Raw genomic sequence first — 21,399 nt, 5'->3', positions numbered from 1 at the left:
TCAGTCTCGCGGAGCGCCGCCGGGCGGTCACTGGGCCGAGTCCCCCTCTGCGGAGGTGGTGCCAGGTACACCTCCGCCGGCCGCCAGGACCTTCGCCTCCACCGCCGGGTCGAGCCCCGGGACGGGCCGGTCCGGGCGCCGCGGCGGCGTGCCGCCGATCCCGCGCAGCCAGTCCCAGGTGTCGGCCACGGTCTCGGCGACCGGCCGGCAGTCGAGGCCCGTCGCCAGCGCGCGCGAGGTGTCGCTCGTGTACATGCTGTCGTGCATGTCGCTGTCCGGCGGCACCCACACCGGCAGCTGGGTCCACGGCTCGATGCCCGCGCCGAGGACGACGTCCGGATCGGTCCAGCGCAGTTCGGCCGCCGCGCCGGTGGCCCGTACGCACGCGTCCAGCAGCTCGCCCGTCGTGGTGTGCCCCGGCGCGGACGCCAGGTTGTACGGGCCGCTCAACTCCCGTTCCACCGACCCGAGAAGCCACCCGGCGAGGTCGCGGACGTCGACGTACTGGAGGGGCAGGTCCCGCGGTCCCGGGGCGAGGACGGGGCCGCCGCGCGCGATCCGGGCCAGCCACCAGGGCAGCCGCCCCACGTTCTCGTACGGCCCGAGGATCAGTCCGCACCGCGCGAGCACCGAGTGCTCCGCCCCGAACTCCGCCTGCGCGGCCAGTTCGCCGCCCCGCTTGTCGCGCGCGTAGTCGGTCCGCTCCGCGTCGGCCGAGGCGCCCTCGACCACGGGCGTGTCCTCGGCGTACCCGACGGGCTGCGGCCAGGCGTACACCGAGCAGCTCGACACGTACACGTACCGGCCCGCGCGCTCCCGCAGCAGCCGGGCCGTGTCCCGCACCGCGCGGGGCGCCGCCGACCAGGTGTCGACGACGGCGTCCCACTCGCCGCGCGCCAGGGCGGCGAGCCCGTCGGGCGCGGTGCGGTCGCCGAGCAGACGGTGGGTGCCGGGGACGGCCTGCTGCCGCCCCCGGTTGAACGCCGTCACCTTCCAGCCCCGCGCGAGCGCCGCCTCGGCCACGGCCCGCCCCACGAACTCCGAACCACCCAGCACCAGAAGTCTCATGCCGGTGACTGTGCACGCTCGGGCCGCGGGAGGGAACCGTGATCTGCTGCGGGCAGAGGGGGGCAGAGGCTCAGCGCGCGATCGGCGGGGAGAACTTGTAGCCGACGCGGCGGACAGTCTGGATCGACCTGCGGTGCTCGACGCCCAGCTTGCGGCGCAGCCGGGCGACGTGGACGTCGACGGTACGGCCGTCGCCCACATGGCCGTAGCCCCACACCGTGCTGACCAGATGGTCACGGGTGTGCACCCGGTTGGGGTGCGCGACCAGATGGGCGAGGAGCTCGAACTCGAGGTAGGTCAGGTCGAGCCGGCGCCCGCTCACCGACGCGGTGCGCTGTGCGGTGTCGATGCGCACCAGCGGCTCGCCCGGGGCCGGGACGGCCGGCTCCGCGGCCTGGGGTGTGTCGGGCAGCGCCACCGGCAGGAACGGCGGCTGCTGGTCGGCCGGAACGAGGACCAGGTAGCCGACCATCGGGGGATGGCCCGGCAGGGCGGGCAGGGTGTGCTGCGGGGCGGGCAGCCAGGTGGCGCCCGGCGGCAGGAGGTCCGTCATGTCGACGACCTCGTCCCGGTCGACGGCCCGCAGCCGGTGCCGTGCGGGGCCGGGGGAGGAGGGGGTGAGGGGGGAGGTGGGCAGGGAATGCGTGGTCGCCATGAGAGGTCAGCTCTTTCGCGCGAGGAGTTCGTCGAGGACGTACGTCGTGCGCGCCGGCCGAAGGCCGCGGGTGTACGGCTTTAGAGGGCCCGCGCGTTCGTCGCGCGACAACACACCCGGTCGAAGTCGTGGTGCTGACGGGAAGGCCAGAAGGGCTCGAGGTCATGGCGACCTGTCGCGGAGTGTTTCTGGGGGCTGGCCATAGGACCATTGAAGCAGACGCACCGGGGTGGCAGGAGGCCTCTCTCACTGCTCGGACGCCCAACATGCCGAAGGGGCACCCGACATGGCGTCGGGTGCCCCTTCGTCGACGGCGTGGGGATCAGACCTGGCCGGCCTTCTCCAGCGCGGTGCAGCAGGTGTCGACGATCAGACGCGTCACCGTGTACGGGTCGACGTTGGCGTTGGGACGGCGGTCCTCGATGTAGCCCTTGCCGTCCTTCTCGACCTGCCACGGGATGCGGACCGAGGCGCCACGGTCGGAGACGCCGTACGAGTACTCGTTCCACGGGGCGGTCTCGTGCAGACCGGTCAGGCGGTCGTCGATGCCGGCGCCGTAGTTCTTGACGTGGTCGAGCGGCTTGGAGCCCTCGCCGAGCGACTCGCACGCGGTGATGATCGCGTCGTAGCCCTCGCGCATCGCCTTCGTGGAGAAGTTGGTGTGCGCGCCGGCGCCGTTCCAGTCGCCCTTGACCGGCTTGGGGTCGAGGGTCGCGGAGATGCCGAAGTCCTCGGCGGTGCGGTAGAGCAGCCAGCGGGCCACCCACAGCTGGTCGGAGACCTCCAGCGGGGCCAGCGGGCCGACCTGGAACTCCCACTGGCCGGGCATGACCTCGGCGTTGATGCCGGAGATGCCCAGGCCCGCCTTGAGGCAGTTCTCCAGGTGCGCCTCGACGATGTCACGGCCGAAGATCTCGTCCGCGCCGACACCGCAGTAGTAGCCGCCCTGGGGGGCCGGGAAGCCGCCCTCGGGGAAGCCCAGCGGACGCGGGCCGTCGAAGAAGGTGTACTCCTGCTCGATGCCGAAGATCGGCGCCTGGGCGGCGAACTTCTCGGCCACCTCGGCCAGCGCGGCACGCGTGTTGGTCTCGTGCGGCGTCATGTCGATGTCGAGGACCTCGCACAGCACGAGGACGTCGTCGCCGCCGCGGATCGGGTCCGGGCAGGTGAAGACCGGACGGAGCACGCGGTCGGAGGCGTGGCCCTTGGCCTGGTTCGTGGAGGACCCGTCGAAGCCCCAGAGCGGCAGCTCGGCGCCCTTGGCGTCGTCGGCCAGGATCTTCGTCTTGGAACGGAGCTTGGCCGTCGGCTGGGTGCCGTCGATCCAGATGTACTCAGCCTTGAAGCTCACGGGCCACATCCTTCGGGGTGGGTCTTTGGGCGCACTGCGGGTGCTGCGGCGCTGCGGCACTGGGGCGCCGCACCTGTTGCCTCGCAGACTGCCAACGGCCGATTTCCCGATCATTGCTCGATTGTGAACCCCGTGTTACCTGGCCATGTTGTGGCGCGATTCACTCGGTGAGGGGTCAGGGGCGTGGCGGTCCGCGGTTCGCGCCCCTCCGGCGCCCTGGAGCGGGCCCGGGGCTCCGTCTCGTATGCGATGGGTGTGAGCCGGGCGGCGGCCGTCCCGGGCGCCGCCCGGCAGTCCCGCAGGCCGTTACTTCTGTAGGGTCGCCGACCGTCAGCCCCGCAGGGCCGCCGACCGTCACTCCCGCACGGTCGCCGGCCTTCCCGCCCACGGGGCCGGTGACCGGCCCGTGCCCCCTGCCGGACGCGCGGCGGGCCCGGACATGCCGATCCTGCTGCTCCTGGCGGGGAACAGCAGGACCGGTGACACGTACGAGGCGGCGGCCCGGGCCGGCGCTGCCGCCGCTGGTCGGTACGGGAGCCCTGTCAGGTCTCTCCCGCCGCCCGCCGCCGCATGCCGTGCCCCCTCAATTGGGGTGCCGACTCACGGAATTGCTCCCGCTTCGAGCCTCACCCCACCTTCTGGATCACGGCCCGGCGGATCAGGAACTTGCCGGGCTCGCGGACCTGCTCGAAAGCGGCGTTGTTGAGCAGGACGCAGCTTCCGGAGACCGAGGTGACCGTCACCGTGGTGGACTTGTTGTTGTCCAGGTTGGTGACCTTCAGCTTCGTGCCCGAGGGGAACTGGTTGCTGGACGCCGCCGGAGCGCCGCCCTCGCCCGAGAGGGTGACGGTGGAGCCGTTGCAGACCTGCTGACCGGCGGCGGCACCGCCGCCGGCGTTGCCCGCGTTCCCGGCGTTGCCCGCGTTCCCGGTGTTTCCGGCGGCACCCGCGTTGCCCGCGGGGGCGGTCTGCGCGGGGGCCGTCTGCGCGGGGGCGGTCTGAGCAGGCTGGGAGCCCTGAGCCGACTCCCCGACCGTGCATCCGGACGCCTTCTGCTGCACCTGGATCTGGGCGATGACGGCCTCGCGGTTGGCGATGCGGGCCGCGGACTGCGCGTCCGGGTTGGCCCGCTGGCCGGCGATGAACGCCTGGTTGTTGCCGATGGCGGTGGCGAGCCCCAGGCAGACCGTCGAGTCCCCGGCGGACAGGGCCTTGGGGGACTGTGCGGCGTTCGAGGTGTTCGCCATGGCGAAGGCGCCGCCTCCCGCCACGGCCGCGGCACCGACGAGCAGCGCGATCGTCTTCTTCGGGCCGAGGTTTCTCCTGCGCGACATGCGCGCCTCCTGAGGGGTAGGGGGTGCTACGTCGCTATGTACGAGATACCGAACGGCGTTACTCAACGGTTACCGAGGTCATTGAAGTGGCCTGTGTCACACGCCAGTTCGGGGTGTCCACGGGTACCGCGGGCTCACTCCTCCCCGGTCCGGGACATCGCCTCCCGTACGGCGTCCTCGGTACGGGCCACCACGGCCGTGCCGTCTTCCGCGGTGATGATCGGGCGCTGGATGAGCTTCGGATGCCCGGCGAGCGCCGCGATCCACCGCTCGCGCGCACCGGCGTCACGTGCCCACTCCTTGAGGCCGAGCTCCTTGGCGGCGGCCTCCTCGGTGCGGGTGATGTCCCACGGTTCGAGGCCGAGGCGGTCCAGCACGGCCCTGATCTCGTCCTCGGTCGGCACGTCCTCGAGGTAGCGGCGGACGGTGTACTCGGCGCCCTCGGCGTCGAGCAGGGTGAGGGCGCTGCGGCACTTGGAGCAGGCCGGATTGATCCAGATTTCCATGGTCCCCACGGTACGGGAGAACTCGTCTCCCACAAGGGCCCCGGAAGCCCCGAAAGCCCTTGTGGCCAGGAGCTTTTGTCAGTGCCGGGCGGTAGAATAGAAGCAGTGTTCGAGGGTGTCGCCGGGGTGGCCGAACCCCGGAGGGGACACCCTGATCGCGACAGGAGGATGCCTGTGCCCGCTGCCGCACTGAAGCCGAAGCCGTTGCCCACCCAGTCCACCGCGAAGCGTCCCGTCCTGCTCGACCTGCCCTACGAACCGGTCCTCAAGCAGCCGTTGCCGGCCGGACTTCCGCGCGCGTGGTACGTCACGCACAACCGCCGCCTCAAGGCGATGCGCCTCGCCATCGCCCTGCTCGACTCCGGCGTCTACGTCCCGGACCAGGCCTCCGACGAGACGATACGGAGCGCGGCCGAACAGATCGGTGTCCACCCGCCGTCGGCCACCACGTGCCACATGGTGCGGGCGCTGATGCGCTACTCGAGGTGAACGGGGGCGCCGGGCCGGTCCCAGCGACCACGCCCGGCGCCGTCCGCGAACCGGCCCGCGGGGCGGACCGCCGGTCCGCCCGGCGTCCGGAGGCCGCCTTCCGGCTGCCGCCCGGCCTACCCCGCCAGCTCCCGCTCCATCGGTGTCCGGAACCGGGGTGTCACCCGGGCCGTCCCCACCCACCCCCGCAGCCGCTCCGCCTCCGCCGCGATCATCGCCTCGGCCTCCCGGCCCGACCCGTCCCCGCCCGGCGGCACCCGCCAGACGACCTCCCCGTCCGGGCGCTGCGCCCAGCCCCCCACCACCCGCCCGTTCCACCACACGGTCGGCCCGATGTTCCCGCTGTAGTCGAACAGCAGGGGACGCAGCTCGGGCGGCAGGTACCAGTCCCTCTGCTGCCAGCCCATGGCCGTCGGGTCGAGCGCGGGCAGCAGTGCCGCCCACGGCTCACCGGGCCCGGCCACGGGATCGACGTCGCCGTCGACGACGTACCCCGTGCCCTCGTCCAGCTCCACCTCCCGCGCCCCGATCGAGGCCAGCGCCCGCCGGAGGTCCGTGACCCGCCACCCCGTCCACCACTTCAGGTCCGCCTCGGTGGCCGGCCCGCAGACCGTCAGCCAGCGCAGCAGCAGGTCCGCCCGGGCCCCGGCGGCGTCCAGCTCGGGATGCTCGGGAGCCGGGGCCCAGCGGAACTGGCTGGACGTCCACGAACCCAGCGGACGCCCCCGGACCACCTTCCCCTCCACCCCCAGCACCCTCAGCAGCCGGGTCGAGACGGTGTGGACCCCCTCGTAGCTCTTCCCCGGCGCGTACACGAACTTCTCCCGCAACCGGGGTTCCTCCCGGGCGAGCTCGGTCGCCGTCGCCTGACCTCGCCGGGCCAGCGCGGCCAGCGCCGACTCCTCGATCTCCTGCAGCCAGGCCGCGTCCGGCGCGCCGGCCTTCGCCATGTCCTTCAGCAGCGTGGCGCGCTCCCGGGCGGCCACGTCGAGACCGGTCGAGGCGTGCACGACCGCGGTCAGCGCGGCGGGGAAGACGAACACCGTGTGCCGCATCCCGTGCATCCGCACCAGGCCACGGTCCTCGTACAGCGCCCGGTCGGTCGCGTCGACCGTGGTCGCCGGATCCGCCAGCCGCGCCCCCACCGCCAGATACACCGACGCCGGGTCGCTGCCGTGCAGGGCGACCAGGGAGCGGGCGACGTCCTCGGGGGCCGCCGCGCGCGCCGAGGCCGTCAGCCGATGGCGCAGCGCCAGCCGGGCCCGCCGCTCCGCGCCGTCGATGTACCGTCGTCCTTCGCCCATGCCGGCCTCCGCCCGTACGTGCACCGCCGTCCTGCGGACATCCTCGCCGACACCACTGACAACCGGGCCCGGACCGGCCCGTCACACGATCGCACCGCCGGGCATGCGGCCCCCGTGCCCAGCGCTTTTACTGCCCTCACGGGGTGAGGCTCGGCAGGGAGGCCGGATGAGACTGCACGGCAGAACACGGCGGACGCCGGCGGCACTCCCGGGCACCACACCCGCTCCGGGGGCGGACCGGCGAGGGTCCGGGCCATGACCACCCCGGCCGACCGCGCCCAGCGCGGCAAGGCCGCCCGCAAGTACGTGGCGCGCTCCGCGCACGGCCTGTGGCTGCCCTCGGTCGAACGGCCCGACCCCGTAGCCGTACTGGAACGACAGGGCCGCGACCGGCTGCCGGAGCTGCTGCCCGTCAGGTACGGGCGGATGAGCGCCTCCCCGCTCGCCTTCCTGCGCGGGGCCGCCGCGGTCATGGCCGGCGACCTCGCCGCCCAGCCGCACACCGGTCTGACAGTCCAGCTGAGCGGCGACGCCCACCTGCTCAACTTCGGCCTGTACGTCTCCCCGGAACGCACCCTGCTGTTCGATCTCGCCGACTTCGACGAGACGTTCCCCGGCCCCTTCGAGTGGGACGTCAAACGGCTCGCCGCCTCCGTCGCCGTCGCCGCCAGGGAGAACGGGCACCCCGAGACGAAGGTCCGCCGGGCCGCCCTCGCGGCCGTGGCCGGGTACCACACCGCCATGCGACGACTGGCCCGCCTCGGTGAACTCGCCGTCTGGTACGAGCGCATCGAGGCCGACCGGCTGCTGCCCCTGGTCCGGGACGGCCGCCGCCGTCAGGACTCCAGCCTCACCCGCGCCCGCCGCCGCACCAGCCTGCACGCGCTCGGCAGACTGAGCGAGGTCGTCGACGGCCGGCGGCGCATCGTCCGGGACCCGCCCTTCCTGGAGTCCGTCGGCGCCCCCGACGCGGCCGCGCTCCGCAAGATATTCAGCGACTACCGCTCCACCCTCTCGGAGGAACGCCGGCTGCTCCTGGACCGCTACCGCTTCGTCGACGCGGCACGCAAGGTCGTCGGCGTCGGCAGCATCGGCACCCGCTGCTTCCTCGTGCTGCTCGCCGGAGCGGACGGCGACGACCTGCTGTTCCTCCAGCTCAAGGAGGCCAGGGAGTCCGTACTGGAACGGCACCTGCCCGGCGGGCCCTACGTCCACCACGGCCACCGGGTCGTCGCGGGACAGCGGCTGCTCCAGGCCGCCGGGGACATCTTCCTCGGCTGGACGACCGGGCCGCAGGGCCGCGCCTTCTACTGGCGCCGGCTGCGCGACACCAAGGGCCCGGCGAACGTCGCCGGAGCGAGTCCGGCCGCCCTCCTCCGGTACGCCCGGCTGTGCGGCACCGCCCTGGCCCGTGCCCACGCCCGCTCCGGCGACCGGATCGCCATCGCCTCCTACCTCGGCTCGGCCGACACCTTCGACCGGTCCGTCGCCGACTTCGCGATGGGCTACGCCGACCGGACCGCCGCCGATCACGCCGTCCTGGTCGCCGCGGTGGCGGCCGGTGTGGTGCGGGCCGCGCCGGAGAGCTGACCGGGACCCGCTCCGCCGGAGCCGGACGGTACGGCGCTCACCAGGGCGCGGCGGTCCGGTCCGTGGTCCCGCAGCCGCAGGCCCGGCCGGTGGTCCGCACGGGCCCGGCCACCTTCGCCGTCCGCGTCCCGGGTCCCTCCCCGCCCTGCCGACTCGGCGAACTCCGGGGAGGAGAAAAGGAGATGCACGTCGAGTGAGCGCGTGGCTACGCTGAGTGCGTCATCGTCGATCGATCGACGACCCACCCGCCCGCCTCCCGCACGGGGTACGGGCACGGCCACGGAGAGGGGGCCCGTCATGCGCACCATCGTCATCGCCGGAGCCGTCGCCCTGGTGGTCCTCGGGTTCACCGACCACGTCTGGTGGCTGGCCGCCGCCACGCTGCTCCTGCTGTACCTGCGGTACGGACGCAGCTCGACCTCGGCGTCCGCCCCGGGCACCGGCACCCCCGCGGCACCGGTGCCGCCCGCCACCTACAAGGCGTACAGGGCCCGCCGTGACCAGCAGGCCAAGTGGGAGCGCCGCTACCGTCGTGAGCGTCCCTTCGAGGCCCGCCGCCAGGACCGGGGCACCTGAGCCCGGACCGGAGAACGACGCACGTCGACCGCCCCCGGCCGGCACCGGCCGGGGGCACCCGGTCACAGGCCCGGTGCGTCCCACAGCGGGAACCACCGGGCCTTGTCCTTCTCCACCCGCAGGTCGTTCTCCAGCAGGGCGGCCGTCTGGAGCTCCAGCGCGTTGTCGCGCCGGTGCCGGCCGGGCAGCGTGCACAGCGGATAGAACGTGCCGCGCTTGTACAGGTACACCAGGGCCAGCTTGCGTTCCGGGTCCTGGCCGCGCTTCTCGAAGCTCGCCAGCGAGCACAGCAGCTGCGGTCCGAACCCGTTGGCCTCCATCGACGTGTTCACCGCGTGCAGGTCGTTGACCAGGAGCGGCAGCTCGTCGGGGGCGCGGGCGGAGACCAGCCAGGAGTAGCCGTAGTCGTCCTGGGCCAGCCTGACCGGGGGGCCGGTGCGGTCGGTGTCCGCGTCGAGCAGGGCCTGCACCTCGCGGTGCGTCTGCTCGAAGGCCGCGCCCTCGACCGTGGCGAAGCACACCGCCCCCTGCCCGGTCGGCGTGAACCCGGCCGCCGCCTCCAGCGTCACCGCCGCCGACGGCAGCGCGAACAGCTGGTCGAGATCGGGGGCGACCGCCTTGGTGCGGCCGAGCAGGATGTCCAGCAGCCCCATGTTCAGCCCGCCTTCCCGGGCACCGCGGCCTCGCCCAGCTCGGCGGAGATCCGCCCCAGCTGTTCGAGCCGCTGCTCCAGGCTCGGGTGGGTGGAGAACAGCTTGCCCAGGGTGGGCCCGGCGCCGAGTGCGGGGGTGAAGTAGAACGCGTTGAACGCCTGGGCCGTACGCAGGTCCTCGGTCGGGATCCGGGCGATGTCCCCGGTGACCTTCGTCAGCGCGGAGGCCAGCGCCGAGGGCCGCCCGGTCAGCAGCGCGGCGGACCGGTCGGCGGCCAGCTCGCGGTACCGGGACAGGGCCCTGATCAGCAGGAAGCTCAGCGCGTACACCGCCGCCGACACCCCCATCACGACCCCGAACACGACCAGGGTGTTCTGGTCCTTGCGGCCCCGCCCGCCGAACAGCTCCGAGTAGAAGGCGAACCGCACGATCAGGCCCGCGATCACGCCGAGGAAGGACGCCACGGTGATCACGGCGACGTCCTTGTGCGCCACGTGCGACAGCTCGTGAGCCAGGACGCCCTCCAGCTCCGCGGGTTCCAGCCGCCGCAGCAGCCCGGTGGTCACACAGATCACCGCGTGGTCGGGGTTGCGGCCGGTCGCGAACGCGTTCGGCATCCCCAGCCCGGAGACCGCGACCACCGGCTTGGGCATGTCCGCCATCGCGCACAGCCGGTCGACCACGGCGTGCAGCTCGGGGTACTCCTCCCGCTCCACGACCCGGCCGTGCATCGCGTACATCGCGATCCGGTCGGAGAACCAGTACTGGGCGGCGAGCGCGCCAGCGGCGATGACGACGACCAGGACCCACGACTTCAGCAACACGATCAGCGCCGCGGCGAACGCCACGTACAGCAGTCCGAGCAGGAACAGCGTGACCGTCATCCGTACGGTCAGCCGCCGGTCGCTCCGGAATCGGCTCTGCATCTGCCTCACCCCGCAGTCAGGCACTCGTACCTGACTTCAGTGTGCACCTGACCCCGCCCAAGAGGCGGTTGCGGACTGCTCCGGAAGGCGCAAAGACCTGCCCGGGATCAGTAGGGGGAGCGCAGGCTCGCGTACCCCAGCAGCAGGATCACCGCCAGCACGCAGCCGAGCACCAGGGCGGTGGACCTCCACGACGAGCGCCGCGGTCCGGCCGGCCCGGGGTCCGCGCGGAACGGGACCGGCTCCGGAGGGTTGTCCTTCCAGCGCGCCGCGAGCATCCGGGCCCGCGCCGAGGGCTCCTTGTGCTCGGCCGCGCCGACCCATCGGTGATCGAACTCGTGCTCGAAGTCATCGTGCTCGGACATCCCCGTTGCCTCTCCGCTTCCCTCTGCTTCCGAAACGCCGGGAGGAAACGATCCCCCCCTCTCTGTAGGAAGCCTGCGGGACCCGAAAGGTTGTACGCAACGCCGCACGGACGACGACGCCCCGCCTTCCGCACGAAACGGGAGACGGGGCGCCACCGGACGAATCACCCACCGACCGGAACCCGGCCGGGACCGGTCACACGTCGAAGTACAGCTCGAACTCGTGCGGGTGCGGGCGGAGCTGGAGCGGGGCGATCTCGTTCGTGCGCTTGAAGTCGATCCACGTCTCGATCAGGTCGGACGTGAAGACGTCGCCCGCGAGCAGGAACTCGTGGTCGCGCTCCAGCGAGTCGAGGACGGCCGGGAGCGAGGTCGGGACCTGCGCCACGCCCGCGTGCTCCTCGGGAGCCAGCTCGTACAGGTCCTTGTCGATCGGCTCGGCCGGCTCGATCTTGTTCTTGATGCCGTCGAGGCCCGCGAGCAGCAGCGCGGAGAACGCCAGGTACGGGTTGCCGGAGGAGTCGGGCGCGCGGAACTCGACGCGCTTGGCCTTCGGGTTGGAGCCCGTGATCGGGATGCGCATGGCCGCGGAGCGGTTGCGCTGCGAGTACACCAGGTTGATCGGCGCCTCGAAGCCCGGGACCAGGCGGTGGTACGAGTTCACCGTCGGGTTGGTGAAGGCCAGCAGCGACGGCGCGTGCTTGAGGATGCCGCCGATGTAGTAGCGGGCCATGTCCGACAGGCCCGCGTAACCGGCCTCGTCGTAGAACAGCGGGGAGCCGCCGCTCCACAGCGACTGGTGGACGTGCATGCCCGAGCCGTTGTCACCGAAGATCGGCTTCGGCATGAAGGTCGCGGTCTTGCCGTTGCGCCAGGCGACGTTCTTCACGATGTACTTGAAGAGCTGGAGGTCGTCGGCCGCGGCGAGCAGCGTGTTGAACTTGTAGTTGATCTCGGCCTGGCCGGCGGTGCCCACCTCGTGGTGCTGGCGCTCGACCTGGAGGCCGGAGGCCGCCAGCTCCAGGGAGATCTCCGCGCGCAGGTCGGCGAAGTGGTCGACCGGCGGGGTCGGGAAGTAGCCGCCCTTGTAGCGGACCTTGTAGCCGCGGTTGTCCTCCAGCGCGCCGGTGTTCCAGGCGCCGGCCTCGGAGTCGATGTGGTAGAAGGACTCGTTCTCCGAGGTCTTGAACCGCACGCTGTCGAAAACGTAGAACTCGGCCTCGGGGCCGAAGTACGCGGTGTCCGCGATACCGGTCGACGCGAGGTAGGCCTCGGCCTTCTTCGCCACGTTGCGCGGGTCGCGGGAGTACTGCTCGCCCGTGATCGGGTCGTGGATGAAGAAGTTGATGTTGAGGGTCTTGTCCCGGCGGAAGGGGTCGACACGGGCCGTCGACAGGTCCGCGCGCAGCGCCATGTCGGACTCGTGGATGGCCTGGAAGCCGCGGATCGACGAGCCGTCGAAGGCGAGCTCCTCGTCCGGGTCGAACGCCTCGACGGGCAGCGAGAAGTGCTGCATGACACCCGGCAGGTCGCAGAAACGGACGTCGACGAACTTGACGTCCTCGTCCGCGATGAACTTCTTGGCCTCGTCGGCGTTCTGGAACATCCAGCTCCTCCTACTCCCGACCGTCCTGCCGGGGTGGTAGTTCGTTCGTGCGGCCAGTGCGGTGGCACACGGTGGCCTCGACACTAGGGATGGGTGATTTCTCCGGCGTGACCCGTTTGTTTCGCAGAAGTTAACCGGGTCCGGTTCCACCGTAGCCCCTGAGTACCCCGCCGTCCCCCGGTCATATCCGGGCGCAGTACCGTGGGCGGGTGGACAATAGGCAAGCAATCGGATCGTGGCTCTCCGGGCCCCGGGCGGCCATGGAAGACGCGGGCGGCGACTTCGGATACCGGGGCGAGCAGCTCGGCCTGCCGGAGGAGGGGCCCGGCTCGATCGCCCGCCCCGGACGGCGGCTCGGCGCCATCGCCGTGGACTGGGGCCTGTGCTTCTTGATCGCATACAGCCTGGTCACGGACGGCTATGACCCGCGCACCACGGGCAACTGGACGCTGCTCGTCTTCTTCGTCCTGGGTGTGCTGACGGTCGGCACGGTCGGCTCCACCCCTGGCAAGCGCCTCTTCGGGCTGCGGGTGATCACACTGGAGACCGGCACGGTCAACCCGCTGCGCGCCCTGCTGCGCACCGTGCTGCTGTGCGTCGCCGTCCCGGCCCTGATCTGGGACCGCGACGGCCGGGGGCTGCACGACCGGCTGGCCCGCACGGTCGAGGTGCGTATCTAGAGCCTCCCGGAACGGCGAGGACGAGCGAGAGCAGCAGGACGAGCGAGAACAGCAAGACGAGCGAGAACGAGAAGGGGCGCCCGGAGTGATCCGGGCGCCCCTTCTTCGTCTTCTTCGTCTTCTTCGTCGGAGGTCGTCGTACGGGGATCCGTACGCGGTGGCTCAGCGGCCGTTCGCCCCGCCCCTCGGCAGGCGCATGCCCTTCGGCATCGGACCCTTGGGCAGCGGCATGTTGCTCATCAGGTCGCCCAGCGCGCGCAGCCGGTCGGTGGTCGCGGTGACCTGCGGGCCGGTCAGCACGCGCGGAAGCTTCAGCATGGTCGTGCGCAGCTTCTTCAGCGGGATCTGGCCCTCGCCGTTGCCGATGATCACGTCGTGCACCGGCACGTCGGCGACCACGCGGTTCATCTTCTTCTTCTCGGCGGCCAGCAGGGACTTCACCCGGTTCGGGTTGCCCTCGGCGACCAGCACGATGCCGGCCTTGCCGACCGCCCGGTGCACCACGTCCTGGCTGCGGTTCATCGCCACCGCGGGGGTGGTGGTCCAGCCCCGGCCGATGTTGTCCAGCACGGCCGCCGCAGCGCCCGGCTGGCCCTCCATCTGGCCGAAAGCGGCCCGCTCGGCCCGACGCCCGAACACGATCGCCGTCGCGAGGATGGCGAGCAGAAGGCCCAGGATGCCGAGATAGATGGGGTGACCGATCAGAAAACCGATCGCGAGAAAGACACCGAAGGTGATGATGCCGACAGCCGCGAGTACAAGACCGATCTTCTTGTCGGCCTTGCGGGTCATCTTGTACGTCAGAGCGATCTGCTTCAGTCGCCCGGGGTTCGCGGCGTCCGCCGCGTTGTCCTTCCTCGCCATGCCACGAAGTCTACGTGTCCCTCGGGGCGGCCACGACGGCAGTGCCCGCAGAGCGGGCGGAAGGGGGCGTTCGGGGACGTCAGGAACGCGCGGCCGCGGACAGCGTCTCCTCGAGGACCCGCTCGGTCTCGGACCGGTCCTTGGCGCGGCGGCGGTCCTCCAGGACGGAGGTCCAGGCGTTGCGGCGGGCGGTGCGCTGGCCACCGCTCATGAGCAACGACTCGACCGCGCGCAGGGCGCTGGTGAAGGACGGGATCGCTGTGGCGTTTACGGGCGCGGCCTGCATCGTGGAAAGTCCCCTCGGTAGGTCACCGGGATCCGGGTTCGGGCTACTGCGGGTTCATCGCGGGTCTACTTGGTGTGACACCAGCGTCACTGATTGGTGTTACCAGGGCATGACCGACCGGTCAAACGGCCGTGAAGCCTTGATGCGGGAGCCCGGACGGCCGACGCGGCCCCGACGGCGCCCTCATCTGCGAGGACGGTCGGGACCGCGTGAAATCGGCCGTTACTGGCCAGTAGTAACTTGTGCGTGAGTTCACACGCTTGTCTCGCGCCCATTCGGGGCACGATCGCCGGCGTTCCGTCAGACGGCCTGCGTGGCGATGTATGCTCCGCGCTTCTCGACGGCCATCTGGTACAGCCGTCCGGCCCGGTACGAGGACCGGACCAGCGGGCCCGACATCACGCCGGAGAAGCCGATCTGCTCGGCCTCGTCCTTCAGCTCGACGAACTCGTGCGGCTTCACCCAGCGCTCCACCGGGTGGTGGCGCACGGAGGGGCGCAGGTACTGCGTGATGGTGATCAGCTCGCAGCCGGCCTCGTGCAGCTGCCGCAGCGCCTCGCTGACCTCCTCGCGGGTCTCGCCCATGCCGAGGATCAGGTTGGACTTGGTGACCAGGCCGTAGTCGCGCGCGGCGGTGATCACCTTCAGGGAGCGCTCGTAGCGGAAGCCGGGGCGGATCCGCTTGAAGATGCGCGGGACCGTCTCGACGTTGTGCGCGAAGACCTCGGGGCGGGCGGAGAAGACCTCCGCGAGCTGCTCGGGGACCGCGTTGAAGTCGGGGGCGAGCAGCTCGACCTTGGTGCGGCCGGCCTCGCGCCCGGCGGTCTGCGCGTGGATCTGGCGGACCGTCTCGGCGTACAGCCAGGCGCCGCCGTCCTCCAGGTCGTCGCGGGCGACGCCGGTGATGGTGGCGTAGTTCAGGTCCATGGTGACCACGGACTCGCCCACGCGGCGCGGCTCGTCACGGTCGAGCGCCTCGGGCTTGCCGGTGTCGATCTGGCAGAAGTCGCAGCGCCGGGTGCACTGGTCGCCGCCGATGAGGAAGGTCGCCTCGCGGTCCTCCCAGCACTCGTAGATGTTCGGGCAGCCGGCTTCCTGGCAGACCGTGTGCAGGCCCTCGCTCTTCACGAGGTTCTGCATCTTCGTGTACTCGGGACCCATTTTCGCCCGGGTCTTGATCCACTCGGGCTTGCGCTCGATGGGGGTCTGGGCGTTCCGGACCTCCAGGCGCAGCATCTTGCGTCCGTCGGGTGCGACTGCGGACACATCGGCTCCCTGCTGATTGCTTTGAGTAGTCTTCGAATCTTCGGCGTACACCAGCGTACGCCTCGTGTTTGCCGGGCTCTGCCCGCCCGTGAGGCCAACCCCTCGGCCTCCGGTCGCATTCCCGGTCAGGTGGTGGCCTTCTCGATCTCGCGCGGCCTGAGGTCCGCATTGCCGAGAACGTCGGCCAGGTGCCGTTCGGCCACCGGCAGCACCTCCTCGATGGTGAGGGCGCGGCCCAGTTCGTGGGCGAGGGAGGTCACACCGGCGTCGCGGATGCCGCACGGGATGATCTTGTCGTAGCTGGTGGTGTCCGGATTCACGTTGAGGGCGAAGCCGTGCATGGTGACGCCCTTGGCGACCCGGATGCCCATGGCGCAGATCTTGCGGTCCTCGCGGCGCTGGCCGGCGTTCGAGGGCGCGTACTCCGGGCCGTCGAGGCGGGGGTCGAACTCCTCGTCGGTCAGCCGCGGGTCGAAGTCCAGGGAGAGGCCGCCGAGCGACGGCCGCTGCTCGACCGGGTCGCCCAGCACCCACACGCCCGCCCGGCCCTCGACCCGGCTGGTCTCGACGCCGAACTCGGCGCAGACGCGGATCATCGCGTCCTCCAGCCGGCGCAGATGGGCGACGACGTCGACCGGGCGCGGCAGCTTCTGGATGGGGTAGCCGACGAGCTGGCCCGGACCGTGCCAGGTGATCTTGCCGCCGCGGTCCACGTCGACCACCGGGGTGCCGTCCAGGGGGCGCTCGTTGTCCGCCGTGCGCCGTCCGGCCGTGTAGACGGGCGGGTGCTCCAGGAGCAGCACGGTGTCGGGGATCTCGTCGGCGAAGCGGGCCGCGTGCACCCGGCGCTGCTCGTCCCACGCCTCCTGGTACTCGACGGCGTCCGCGCCGAACCCCATACGGACGAACCGCAACTCACTCACGGCAAGCGCCTCCCTAGAAGGTCGTAAGGCACGAAACATGCCTACGCCACTGTACGTCCGACCGAATCCCGTCAGCCGCACGGCTAATCCTCACACGATCGGATGAATGAACGTCGAGATGTGCGATCGACTGCTTACGCTCAGCTACATTCGCGCCGTTCACGAGCCCATATGGGCTGCTCACAGGCAATCCGGGCAACGCTGGGCCCAGCGAGGCCCGAAAGGCAGGAGACCGCACCGCAGATGACGGACCGACCCGCGCAGCGCACTCCCAACCGCCAGCTCGCCGCGCTCATCGCAGAAGCGGGGTTCTCCAACGCAGGTCTCGCCCGTCGCGTGGACCAGCTCGGTCTCGAGCACGGGCTCGACCTGAGATACGACAAGACCTCCGTGACCCGCTGGCTGCGCGGACAGCAGCCCCGGGGGACCACCCCCGCCCTGATCGCCGAGGTGTTCACCCGCAGGCTGGGGCGCCGGCTCTCCGCCCAGGAACTCGGCCTGGACGCCTGCGCCCCGGTGTACGCGGGCCTGGAGTTCGCGGGCACGCCCGAGGAGGCCGTCGACATCGTCAGCGGGCTGTGGCGCAAGGACTCCGGCAGCCACGCCGAGCTGCGCAAGATCGCGTTCACCCCGGCGGGGCTCGTCGTGCCCAGCCGGGACTGGCTGATCGGCCGGGCCGACGAACGGGTCGCCCGCGGCGAACCGCCCGCCCGGGTGCCGGCCCAGCCCGTGGCCCAGGTGTCGGCCCTGCTGCCGGGGCAGGTGCCGGCCCAGGTCCGCGCCGCCGTGCCGAGGCCGGCGCTCCCGCCCGAGCAGCAGGGACCCCCCGTCCGGCGGCGCGGCCAGAGCGAACGCGGTCCCGGCCAGCGTGTCAGCGGCGGCGACATCGCCGCGCTGCGCTCGGTGGGCGAGCTGTTCCGCACCCTCGACGACGCCTACGGCGGCGGCCACGCCCGCCAGGCCCTGGTGCGCTATCTGGAACACGAGTGCGAGCCGATGCTGCGGGGCGTCTACGGCGAGCAGACCGGCCGCCGGCTGTTCGCCGCGGCCGCCGACCTGACCCGGCTGGCCGGCTGGACCTCGTACGACATCGCCGCGCACGGACTCGCCCAGCGCTACTTCGTGCAGGCGCTGCGGCTGGCCCAGGCGGCCGGGGACCGGGCGTACGGCTCGTACGTCCTGGTCACCATGAGCCGGCAGGCCGTCTACCTGGCGCACGGGCGCGAGGCGGTGCAGCTCGCGCGGGTCGCCCAGCAGGGCGTGGGCACCAGCGCCCCGCCGGTCCTCCAGGCGCTGCTGCACTCCGTCGAGGCCCGCGCGCACGGGGTGCTGGGCGAGGTGCGCGCCTGCACCGCCTCCCTGGTACGGGCCGAGCGGGCCCTGGAGGCGGCCCGGCCCGGGGACGAGGTGCCGTACTGGGCGCGGTTCTTCGACGAGGCGCAGCTCGCCGACGAGTTCGGGCACTGCCACCGGGACCTCCAGCAGTTCCGGGCCGCCGCCCTGCACGCCGAGCGCTCCCTGCAACTGCGCGCCCCCTCCTTCGCCCGCAGCCGGGTGTTCTGCCGGATCGTGCTCGCCACCGCCCGGCTCGGCCTCGGCGAACTCGACCAGGCCTGCCAGCTCGGTGCCGAGGCCGCCGGACAGGCGGCGGAGATGCGGTCGGTGCGGGCCACGGAGTACGTACGGGACTTCGAGCGGAGGCTGGAGCCGTACAAGGACGCGGCGCCGGTGCGCGGGTACCGCGACAAGGTGGCCGCCGTCCTCGGGTGAGCCGGCGCGTACCGGCCGCCGTCCCGGGGTGGGCGGGCGGCGGCCGGTACGGGCGAGCGTGCGGCGGCGGGTCGGTTCAGGCCGCCGTGCGCAGCGGCTCCGCCGTGTGCATCGGCCCCGCCGCGCCCAGGTCCGCCAGGATCGCCGTCGAGGCCCGCCGGCCCGAGTGCAGCGCACCCTGCACGGTGCTGGTGTCGCGGTGGTCGCCGCACACGTACAGCCCCGCCAGCAGCCGTACCGCCCGGCGCAGGTCGTGCGGCGGGCGCATGGCGGGCACCGCGTCGGCGGCGTGGTGCACGGCGAGGGTCTCCCAGCGCGCGGTGGAGGTGCCGTACAGCCGCGCCAGATGGATCCGTACGGCGGTGTCGAGGTCGGCCGGCGGGGGTCCCAGCACCGTGGACGACACCAGTGCCCGGCCCGCGGGAGCCCGGCTGGGGTCGACCTGGCTGACCACCGCGGTGTGCGCGACGGGGCCGCCGCGGTCGGCGTCCAGCAGCAGGGACGCGCCGGTCTCGGGCGGCTCGTCGGTGGCGTGGTGGACGACCGTCACCGGGTGGAACTCCGGTACGCGCAGACCGGGCAGCAGTTCGGCGGCGCTGCGCGCGTCGGTGGCCACCAGGACGGCACGGCAGCGGAACACCCCGTGCTCCGCGGTGGTCACCGCGTTGGTGGCGACCGAGGTGACCCGCACCCCGGTCTGCAGGGTGCCAGGCGGCAGGGCCCGGGCGAGCAGTTCGGGCAGCGCCTCGGCGCCGCCCTCGGGCAGGCACAGCCGGCCCGAGGCGAAGGCGCGCAGCGCCAGGTCCGCGCACCTGCTGGACGACGTCAGGTCCGGGTCGCACAGCAGGGCGGCGAGCAGGGGGCGCAGGAAGCCGTCGATCGTCCGGGCGGGCACGCCGCGGGCGGCGAGGGCGAGGCCCGCCGGGGCCTCGGGGCGGGACAGCAACCGTTCGAGGGGCGTGTGCGCGATCCGGGTGAGCGCGGCGCCGAGCCGGGCCTGGTCGACGGCGGTTCCCAGCGGGGCGCCCGCGCGGGCCCGGGGCACGGACGCGCCCCGCGGAAGGCCGCCGCGGGGCCGGGGCAGCGGCCTGGGCAGGGTGGCGGGCGGCCTGGGGGCGGTTGCGAGGGCGCGCACGGCATGGAGTGCGCCCCTTGCGCTCCCTCCGCCCGCCGGTGCGCCCGCCCTGCGCCGACGGCCGTCGCTGTGCAGCAGGACGCCCGGGGCGAAGGGGCGCAGGACGAGCCCGTCGAGCCCCGGAGTGCGGTGCAGTTCGGGATACGCCGTGTTCAGCAGCTGTCCGATCCGGTCCAGCCGGAAGCCGTCGACCTTCTCGGTCGACATGCGGCCGCCCGGACAGGGGGCGGCCTCCAGGACTGCGGTCGTGATTCCTGCGCTGGTCAGCCGATGTGCCGCCGTGAGGCCGGCGATGCCGGCTCCCACGACGACGACGTCTGCCTGGTACGCGGGCTCAAGCACGTGCCCCTCCTCGAGGTTGCGCGGCCGGTGGAGACGTCATGCCCCCAACGGGCGTCCGGGATGCCCGAGTTCGGATCGAGGTTAGGGCGGTGATCGGTCAGGGGCAGTCGCGCATGGACAGGGCACGGTCGCACAGCGGTCGCATACGGTCGTCGCCGGTGTCAGGCCGCCCGGATCGCGTCCTCGATCCCCGGAAACGCAAAGGCGAACCCCGACTCCAGCAGCCGCTTGGGCACCACCCGTTGGCTGCCCAGCACCTCGCCGGCCAGCTCCCCGAGAGCCGCCCGCAGCACCGCCTGCGGCACCGTGAAGAGGGTCGGCCGGTTCAGCACGCGCCCCATCGCCGCGGTGATCTCACGGTTCGTCAGCGGCTGCGGGGCGGTCAGGTTGAACGGCCCCGACAGGTCCTCGCGCGCGAGCAGATGCCGGATCGCGGCCACCTCGTCGTGCAGCGAGATGTACGACCAGTACTGCCGCCCGTCGCCCATCCGGCCCCCGAGCCCCGCCCCGAACAGCGGGAACATCCGCTGCCAGGCCCCGCCCCCGCGCGCCACCACCAGCCCGGTCCGCGGGAACACCGTCCGCACGCCCGCCTCCCGCGCGGGTGCCGCGGCAGCCTCCCACTCCACGCACAGCTCGGCCAGGAAGCCCCGCCCGGCCGGCGCGTCCTCGTCGACGATCCGGTCCCCGGTCTCCCCGTAGAAGCCGATCGCGCTGCCGTTGACGAACACCCGCGGCGGCCGGTCCAGCGCGGCCACCGCCTCCGCCAGCGCCGCCGTGCCCAGCACCCGGCTGTCGTGGATCTCCTTGCGGCGCGCCTCCGTCCAGCGCCGGTCGCCGACCCCGGCGCCCGCCAGATTGACCACGGCGTCACAGCCGTCGAGCCCGGCCGTGTCCACGTACCGTCCCCCGGGGTCCCAGCAGACCTCGTGCCCGCCCCGGGCCGCACGGCGCACCAGCCGCACCACCTCGTGCCCGTCCGCGGTCAGGGACCGCACCAGAGCACCGCCGATCAGACCGGAGGCACCCGCCACCGCGATTCGCTTGCGTTCCATGCCGCCCATCCTCACCGGTCGGGTCGCCGAAAGCCCGTGCGGCGGCCCGCCGTTCTCGGCCGGGGTGTCCGTCACGGACATCGTGCGGGCCCGCGCACCCCCCGTCGTAGGCTGCCCTCCATGTCGGTGCCCCGGATACGCCCTGCCCTGTTCGACGTACGCCTTGCCACGCTCGACGACGAGGAGGCCCTCGGCCGTCTCGACCGCGCGGTCTGGTCGTACCTGCACGCGGTCAGCCCGCCGCCGCGGCAGCCCTACGAGCCGTTCTTCACCGAGCGCACCGGGCCCCGGGACCATCTGGTCGCCGAACTCGACGGCCGGATCGTCGGCTACATCCGCCTGGGCCTGGCCACCTCGCTCGCCTCGAACGCGCACGTCCGCCAGATTCGCGGCCTCGCCGTCGCCGAGGAGGCCCGCGGGCGGGGCGTCGGACGCGCGCTGCTGCGCGCGGCCGTGGTGGAGGCCCGCCGTCAGGGCGCCCGGCGGATCAGCCTGCGCGTCCTCGGGCACAACACGGCCGCCCGTGCGCTGTACGCCTCCGAGGGCTTCGTCGTCGAGGGCGTGCAGCCCGAGGAGTTCTTCCTGGGCGGGGAGTACGTCGACGACGTACTGATGGGCCGCCCGCTGTGACACCCGGGACGTGACCGGCGGTCGC

22 protein-coding genes are annotated in these 21,399 nt (G+C 72.5%); 6 read left to right on the top strand and 16 right to left on the bottom strand.

Features of this window, described 5'->3' with window-relative positions; translation table 11 throughout:
* Positions 1 to 27 precede the first annotated feature (27 nt).
* The 5 genes from ACWC24_RS04800 to ACWC24_RS04780 form a co-directional block, all read right to left on the bottom strand.
* The gene (locus ACWC24_RS04800) at positions 28 to 1,068 is read right to left on the bottom strand and encodes an NAD-dependent epimerase/dehydratase family protein (RefSeq protein WP_450661381.1); all 1,041 of its coding nucleotides are present in this window, start codon (positions 1,066 to 1,068) and stop codon (positions 28 to 30) included.
* 70 nt (positions 1,069 to 1,138) lie between these two features.
* Positions 1,139 to 1,723, bottom strand: coding sequence for a winged helix-turn-helix domain-containing protein (locus ACWC24_RS04795; protein WP_450661380.1), 585 nt, complete (start codon positions 1,721 to 1,723; stop codon positions 1,139 to 1,141).
* Between the two features lie 322 nt (positions 1,724 to 2,045).
* Positions 2,046 to 3,074 (bottom strand): glutamine synthetase, encoded by a 1,029-nt coding sequence (gene glnII / locus ACWC24_RS04790; protein WP_450661379.1) that lies wholly within the window; start codon positions 3,072 to 3,074, stop codon positions 2,046 to 2,048.
* Positions 3,075 to 3,700: 626 nt separating this feature from the next.
* Positions 3,701 to 4,408 (bottom strand): hypothetical protein, encoded by a 708-nt coding sequence (locus tag ACWC24_RS04785; RefSeq protein ID WP_450661378.1) that lies wholly within the window; start codon positions 4,406 to 4,408, stop codon positions 3,701 to 3,703.
* A 134-nt stretch (positions 4,409 to 4,542) separates the two neighbouring features.
* Positions 4,543 to 4,914, bottom strand: coding sequence for an ArsC/Spx/MgsR family protein (locus ACWC24_RS04780; RefSeq protein ID WP_450661377.1), 372 nt, complete (start codon positions 4,912 to 4,914; stop codon positions 4,543 to 4,545).
* Between the two features lie 174 nt (positions 4,915 to 5,088).
* On the opposite strand from ACWC24_RS04780, the gene ACWC24_RS04775 reads away from it, so the two are divergent.
* Positions 5,089 to 5,403, top strand: a complete 315-nt coding sequence (locus ACWC24_RS04775) for a hypothetical protein (RefSeq protein ID WP_450661376.1) — start codon at positions 5,089 to 5,091, stop codon at positions 5,401 to 5,403.
* Between the two features lie 116 nt (positions 5,404 to 5,519).
* Here ACWC24_RS04775 and ACWC24_RS04770 read toward each other — a convergent pair whose 3' ends face one another.
* Positions 5,520 to 6,707, bottom strand: coding sequence for a winged helix DNA-binding domain-containing protein (locus ACWC24_RS04770; RefSeq protein ID WP_450661375.1), 1,188 nt, complete (start codon positions 6,705 to 6,707; stop codon positions 5,520 to 5,522).
* Between the two features lie 255 nt (positions 6,708 to 6,962).
* On the opposite strand from ACWC24_RS04770, the gene ACWC24_RS04765 reads away from it, so the two are divergent.
* Complete coding sequence (locus ACWC24_RS04765) at positions 6,963 to 8,297, top strand: DUF2252 domain-containing protein (protein ID WP_450661374.1); 1,335 nt, start codon at positions 6,963 to 6,965, stop codon at positions 8,295 to 8,297.
* Positions 8,298 to 8,594: 297 nt separating this feature from the next.
* Entirely contained in the window at positions 8,595 to 8,873 is a 279-nt protein-coding gene (locus ACWC24_RS04760) for a hypothetical protein (RefSeq protein WP_450661373.1), read from the top strand.
* A gap of 62 nt (positions 8,874 to 8,935) precedes the next feature.
* Here the strand turns inward: ACWC24_RS04760 and pspAB are convergent, their stop codons facing one another.
* The 4 genes from pspAB to glnA all read right to left on the bottom strand — a co-directional run bounded on the left by pspAB (position 8,936) and on the right by glnA (position 12,423).
* A complete protein-coding gene (gene pspAB / locus ACWC24_RS04755) occupies positions 8,936 to 9,526 on the bottom strand; it encodes a PspA-associated protein PspAB (RefSeq protein WP_450661372.1) in 591 nt (196 codons plus the stop codon).
* Between the two features lie 2 nt (positions 9,527 to 9,528).
* Entirely contained in the window at positions 9,529 to 10,452 is a 924-nt protein-coding gene (gene htpX, locus ACWC24_RS04750) for a zinc metalloprotease HtpX (protein ID WP_450661371.1), read from the bottom strand.
* A 107-nt stretch (positions 10,453 to 10,559) separates the two neighbouring features.
* Positions 10,560 to 10,817, bottom strand: coding sequence for an SCO2583/SCO2584 N-terminal domain-containing protein (locus ACWC24_RS04745; RefSeq protein WP_450661370.1), 258 nt, complete (start codon positions 10,815 to 10,817; stop codon positions 10,560 to 10,562).
* Between the two features lie 196 nt (positions 10,818 to 11,013).
* Positions 11,014 to 12,423, bottom strand: coding sequence for a type I glutamate--ammonia ligase (glnA, locus tag ACWC24_RS04740; protein ID WP_152889348.1), 1,410 nt, complete (start codon positions 12,421 to 12,423; stop codon positions 11,014 to 11,016).
* A 209-nt stretch (positions 12,424 to 12,632) separates the two neighbouring features.
* On the opposite strand from glnA, the gene ACWC24_RS04735 reads away from it, so the two are divergent.
* Positions 12,633 to 13,103, top strand: a complete 471-nt coding sequence (locus tag ACWC24_RS04735) for an RDD family protein (RefSeq protein ID WP_392617042.1) — start codon at positions 12,633 to 12,635, stop codon at positions 13,101 to 13,103.
* 162 nt (positions 13,104 to 13,265) lie between these two features.
* On the opposite strand, the gene ACWC24_RS04730 is transcribed toward ACWC24_RS04735, so the two are convergent.
* The 4 genes from ACWC24_RS04730 to lipB all read right to left on the bottom strand — a co-directional run bounded on the left by ACWC24_RS04730 (position 13,266) and on the right by lipB (position 16,442).
* Complete coding sequence (locus ACWC24_RS04730; RefSeq protein ID WP_450661369.1) at positions 13,266 to 13,967, bottom strand: DUF4191 domain-containing protein; 702 nt, start codon at positions 13,965 to 13,967, stop codon at positions 13,266 to 13,268.
* 79 nt (positions 13,968 to 14,046) lie between these two features.
* Positions 14,047 to 14,253 (bottom strand): SCO2195 family GlnR-regulated protein, encoded by a 207-nt coding sequence (locus tag ACWC24_RS04725; protein ID WP_450661368.1) that lies wholly within the window; start codon positions 14,251 to 14,253, stop codon positions 14,047 to 14,049.
* Between the two features lie 300 nt (positions 14,254 to 14,553).
* The gene (gene lipA / locus ACWC24_RS04720; RefSeq protein WP_162468769.1) at positions 14,554 to 15,519 is read right to left on the bottom strand and encodes a lipoyl synthase; all 966 of its coding nucleotides are present in this window, start codon (positions 15,517 to 15,519) and stop codon (positions 14,554 to 14,556) included.
* 125 nt (positions 15,520 to 15,644) lie between these two features.
* On the bottom strand, positions 15,645 to 16,442 hold the full coding sequence (lipB, locus tag ACWC24_RS04715; RefSeq protein ID WP_450661367.1) for a lipoyl(octanoyl) transferase LipB: 798 nt from the start codon (positions 16,440 to 16,442) through the stop codon (positions 15,645 to 15,647).
* Between the two features lie 243 nt (positions 16,443 to 16,685).
* On the opposite strand from lipB, the gene ACWC24_RS04710 reads away from it, so the two are divergent.
* The gene (locus ACWC24_RS04710) at positions 16,686 to 18,212 is read left to right on the top strand and encodes a regulator (RefSeq protein WP_450661366.1); all 1,527 of its coding nucleotides are present in this window, start codon (positions 16,686 to 16,688) and stop codon (positions 18,210 to 18,212) included.
* 76 nt (positions 18,213 to 18,288) lie between these two features.
* Here ACWC24_RS04710 and ACWC24_RS04705 read toward each other — a convergent pair whose 3' ends face one another.
* Both ACWC24_RS04705 and ACWC24_RS04700 read right to left on the bottom strand, forming a co-directional pair.
* A complete protein-coding gene (locus tag ACWC24_RS04705; RefSeq protein ID WP_450661365.1) occupies positions 18,289 to 19,689 on the bottom strand; it encodes an NAD(P)/FAD-dependent oxidoreductase in 1,401 nt (466 codons plus the stop codon).
* A 161-nt stretch (positions 19,690 to 19,850) separates the two neighbouring features.
* Entirely contained in the window at positions 19,851 to 20,744 is an 894-nt protein-coding gene (locus ACWC24_RS04700; protein WP_450661364.1) for a TIGR01777 family oxidoreductase, read from the bottom strand.
* A gap of 120 nt (positions 20,745 to 20,864) precedes the next feature.
* Here ACWC24_RS04700 and ACWC24_RS04695 point away from each other — a divergent pair, with 120 nt between their 5' ends.
* Positions 20,865 to 21,374, top strand: coding sequence for an N-acetyltransferase family protein (locus tag ACWC24_RS04695; RefSeq protein WP_450661363.1), 510 nt, complete (start codon positions 20,865 to 20,867; stop codon positions 21,372 to 21,374).
* Positions 21,375 to 21,399 lie beyond the last annotated feature (25 nt).

It is taken from the genome of Streptomyces sp. NPDC001443 (assembly GCF_053597355.1).
This window is presented reverse-complemented; position numbering and strand designations above follow the sequence as displayed.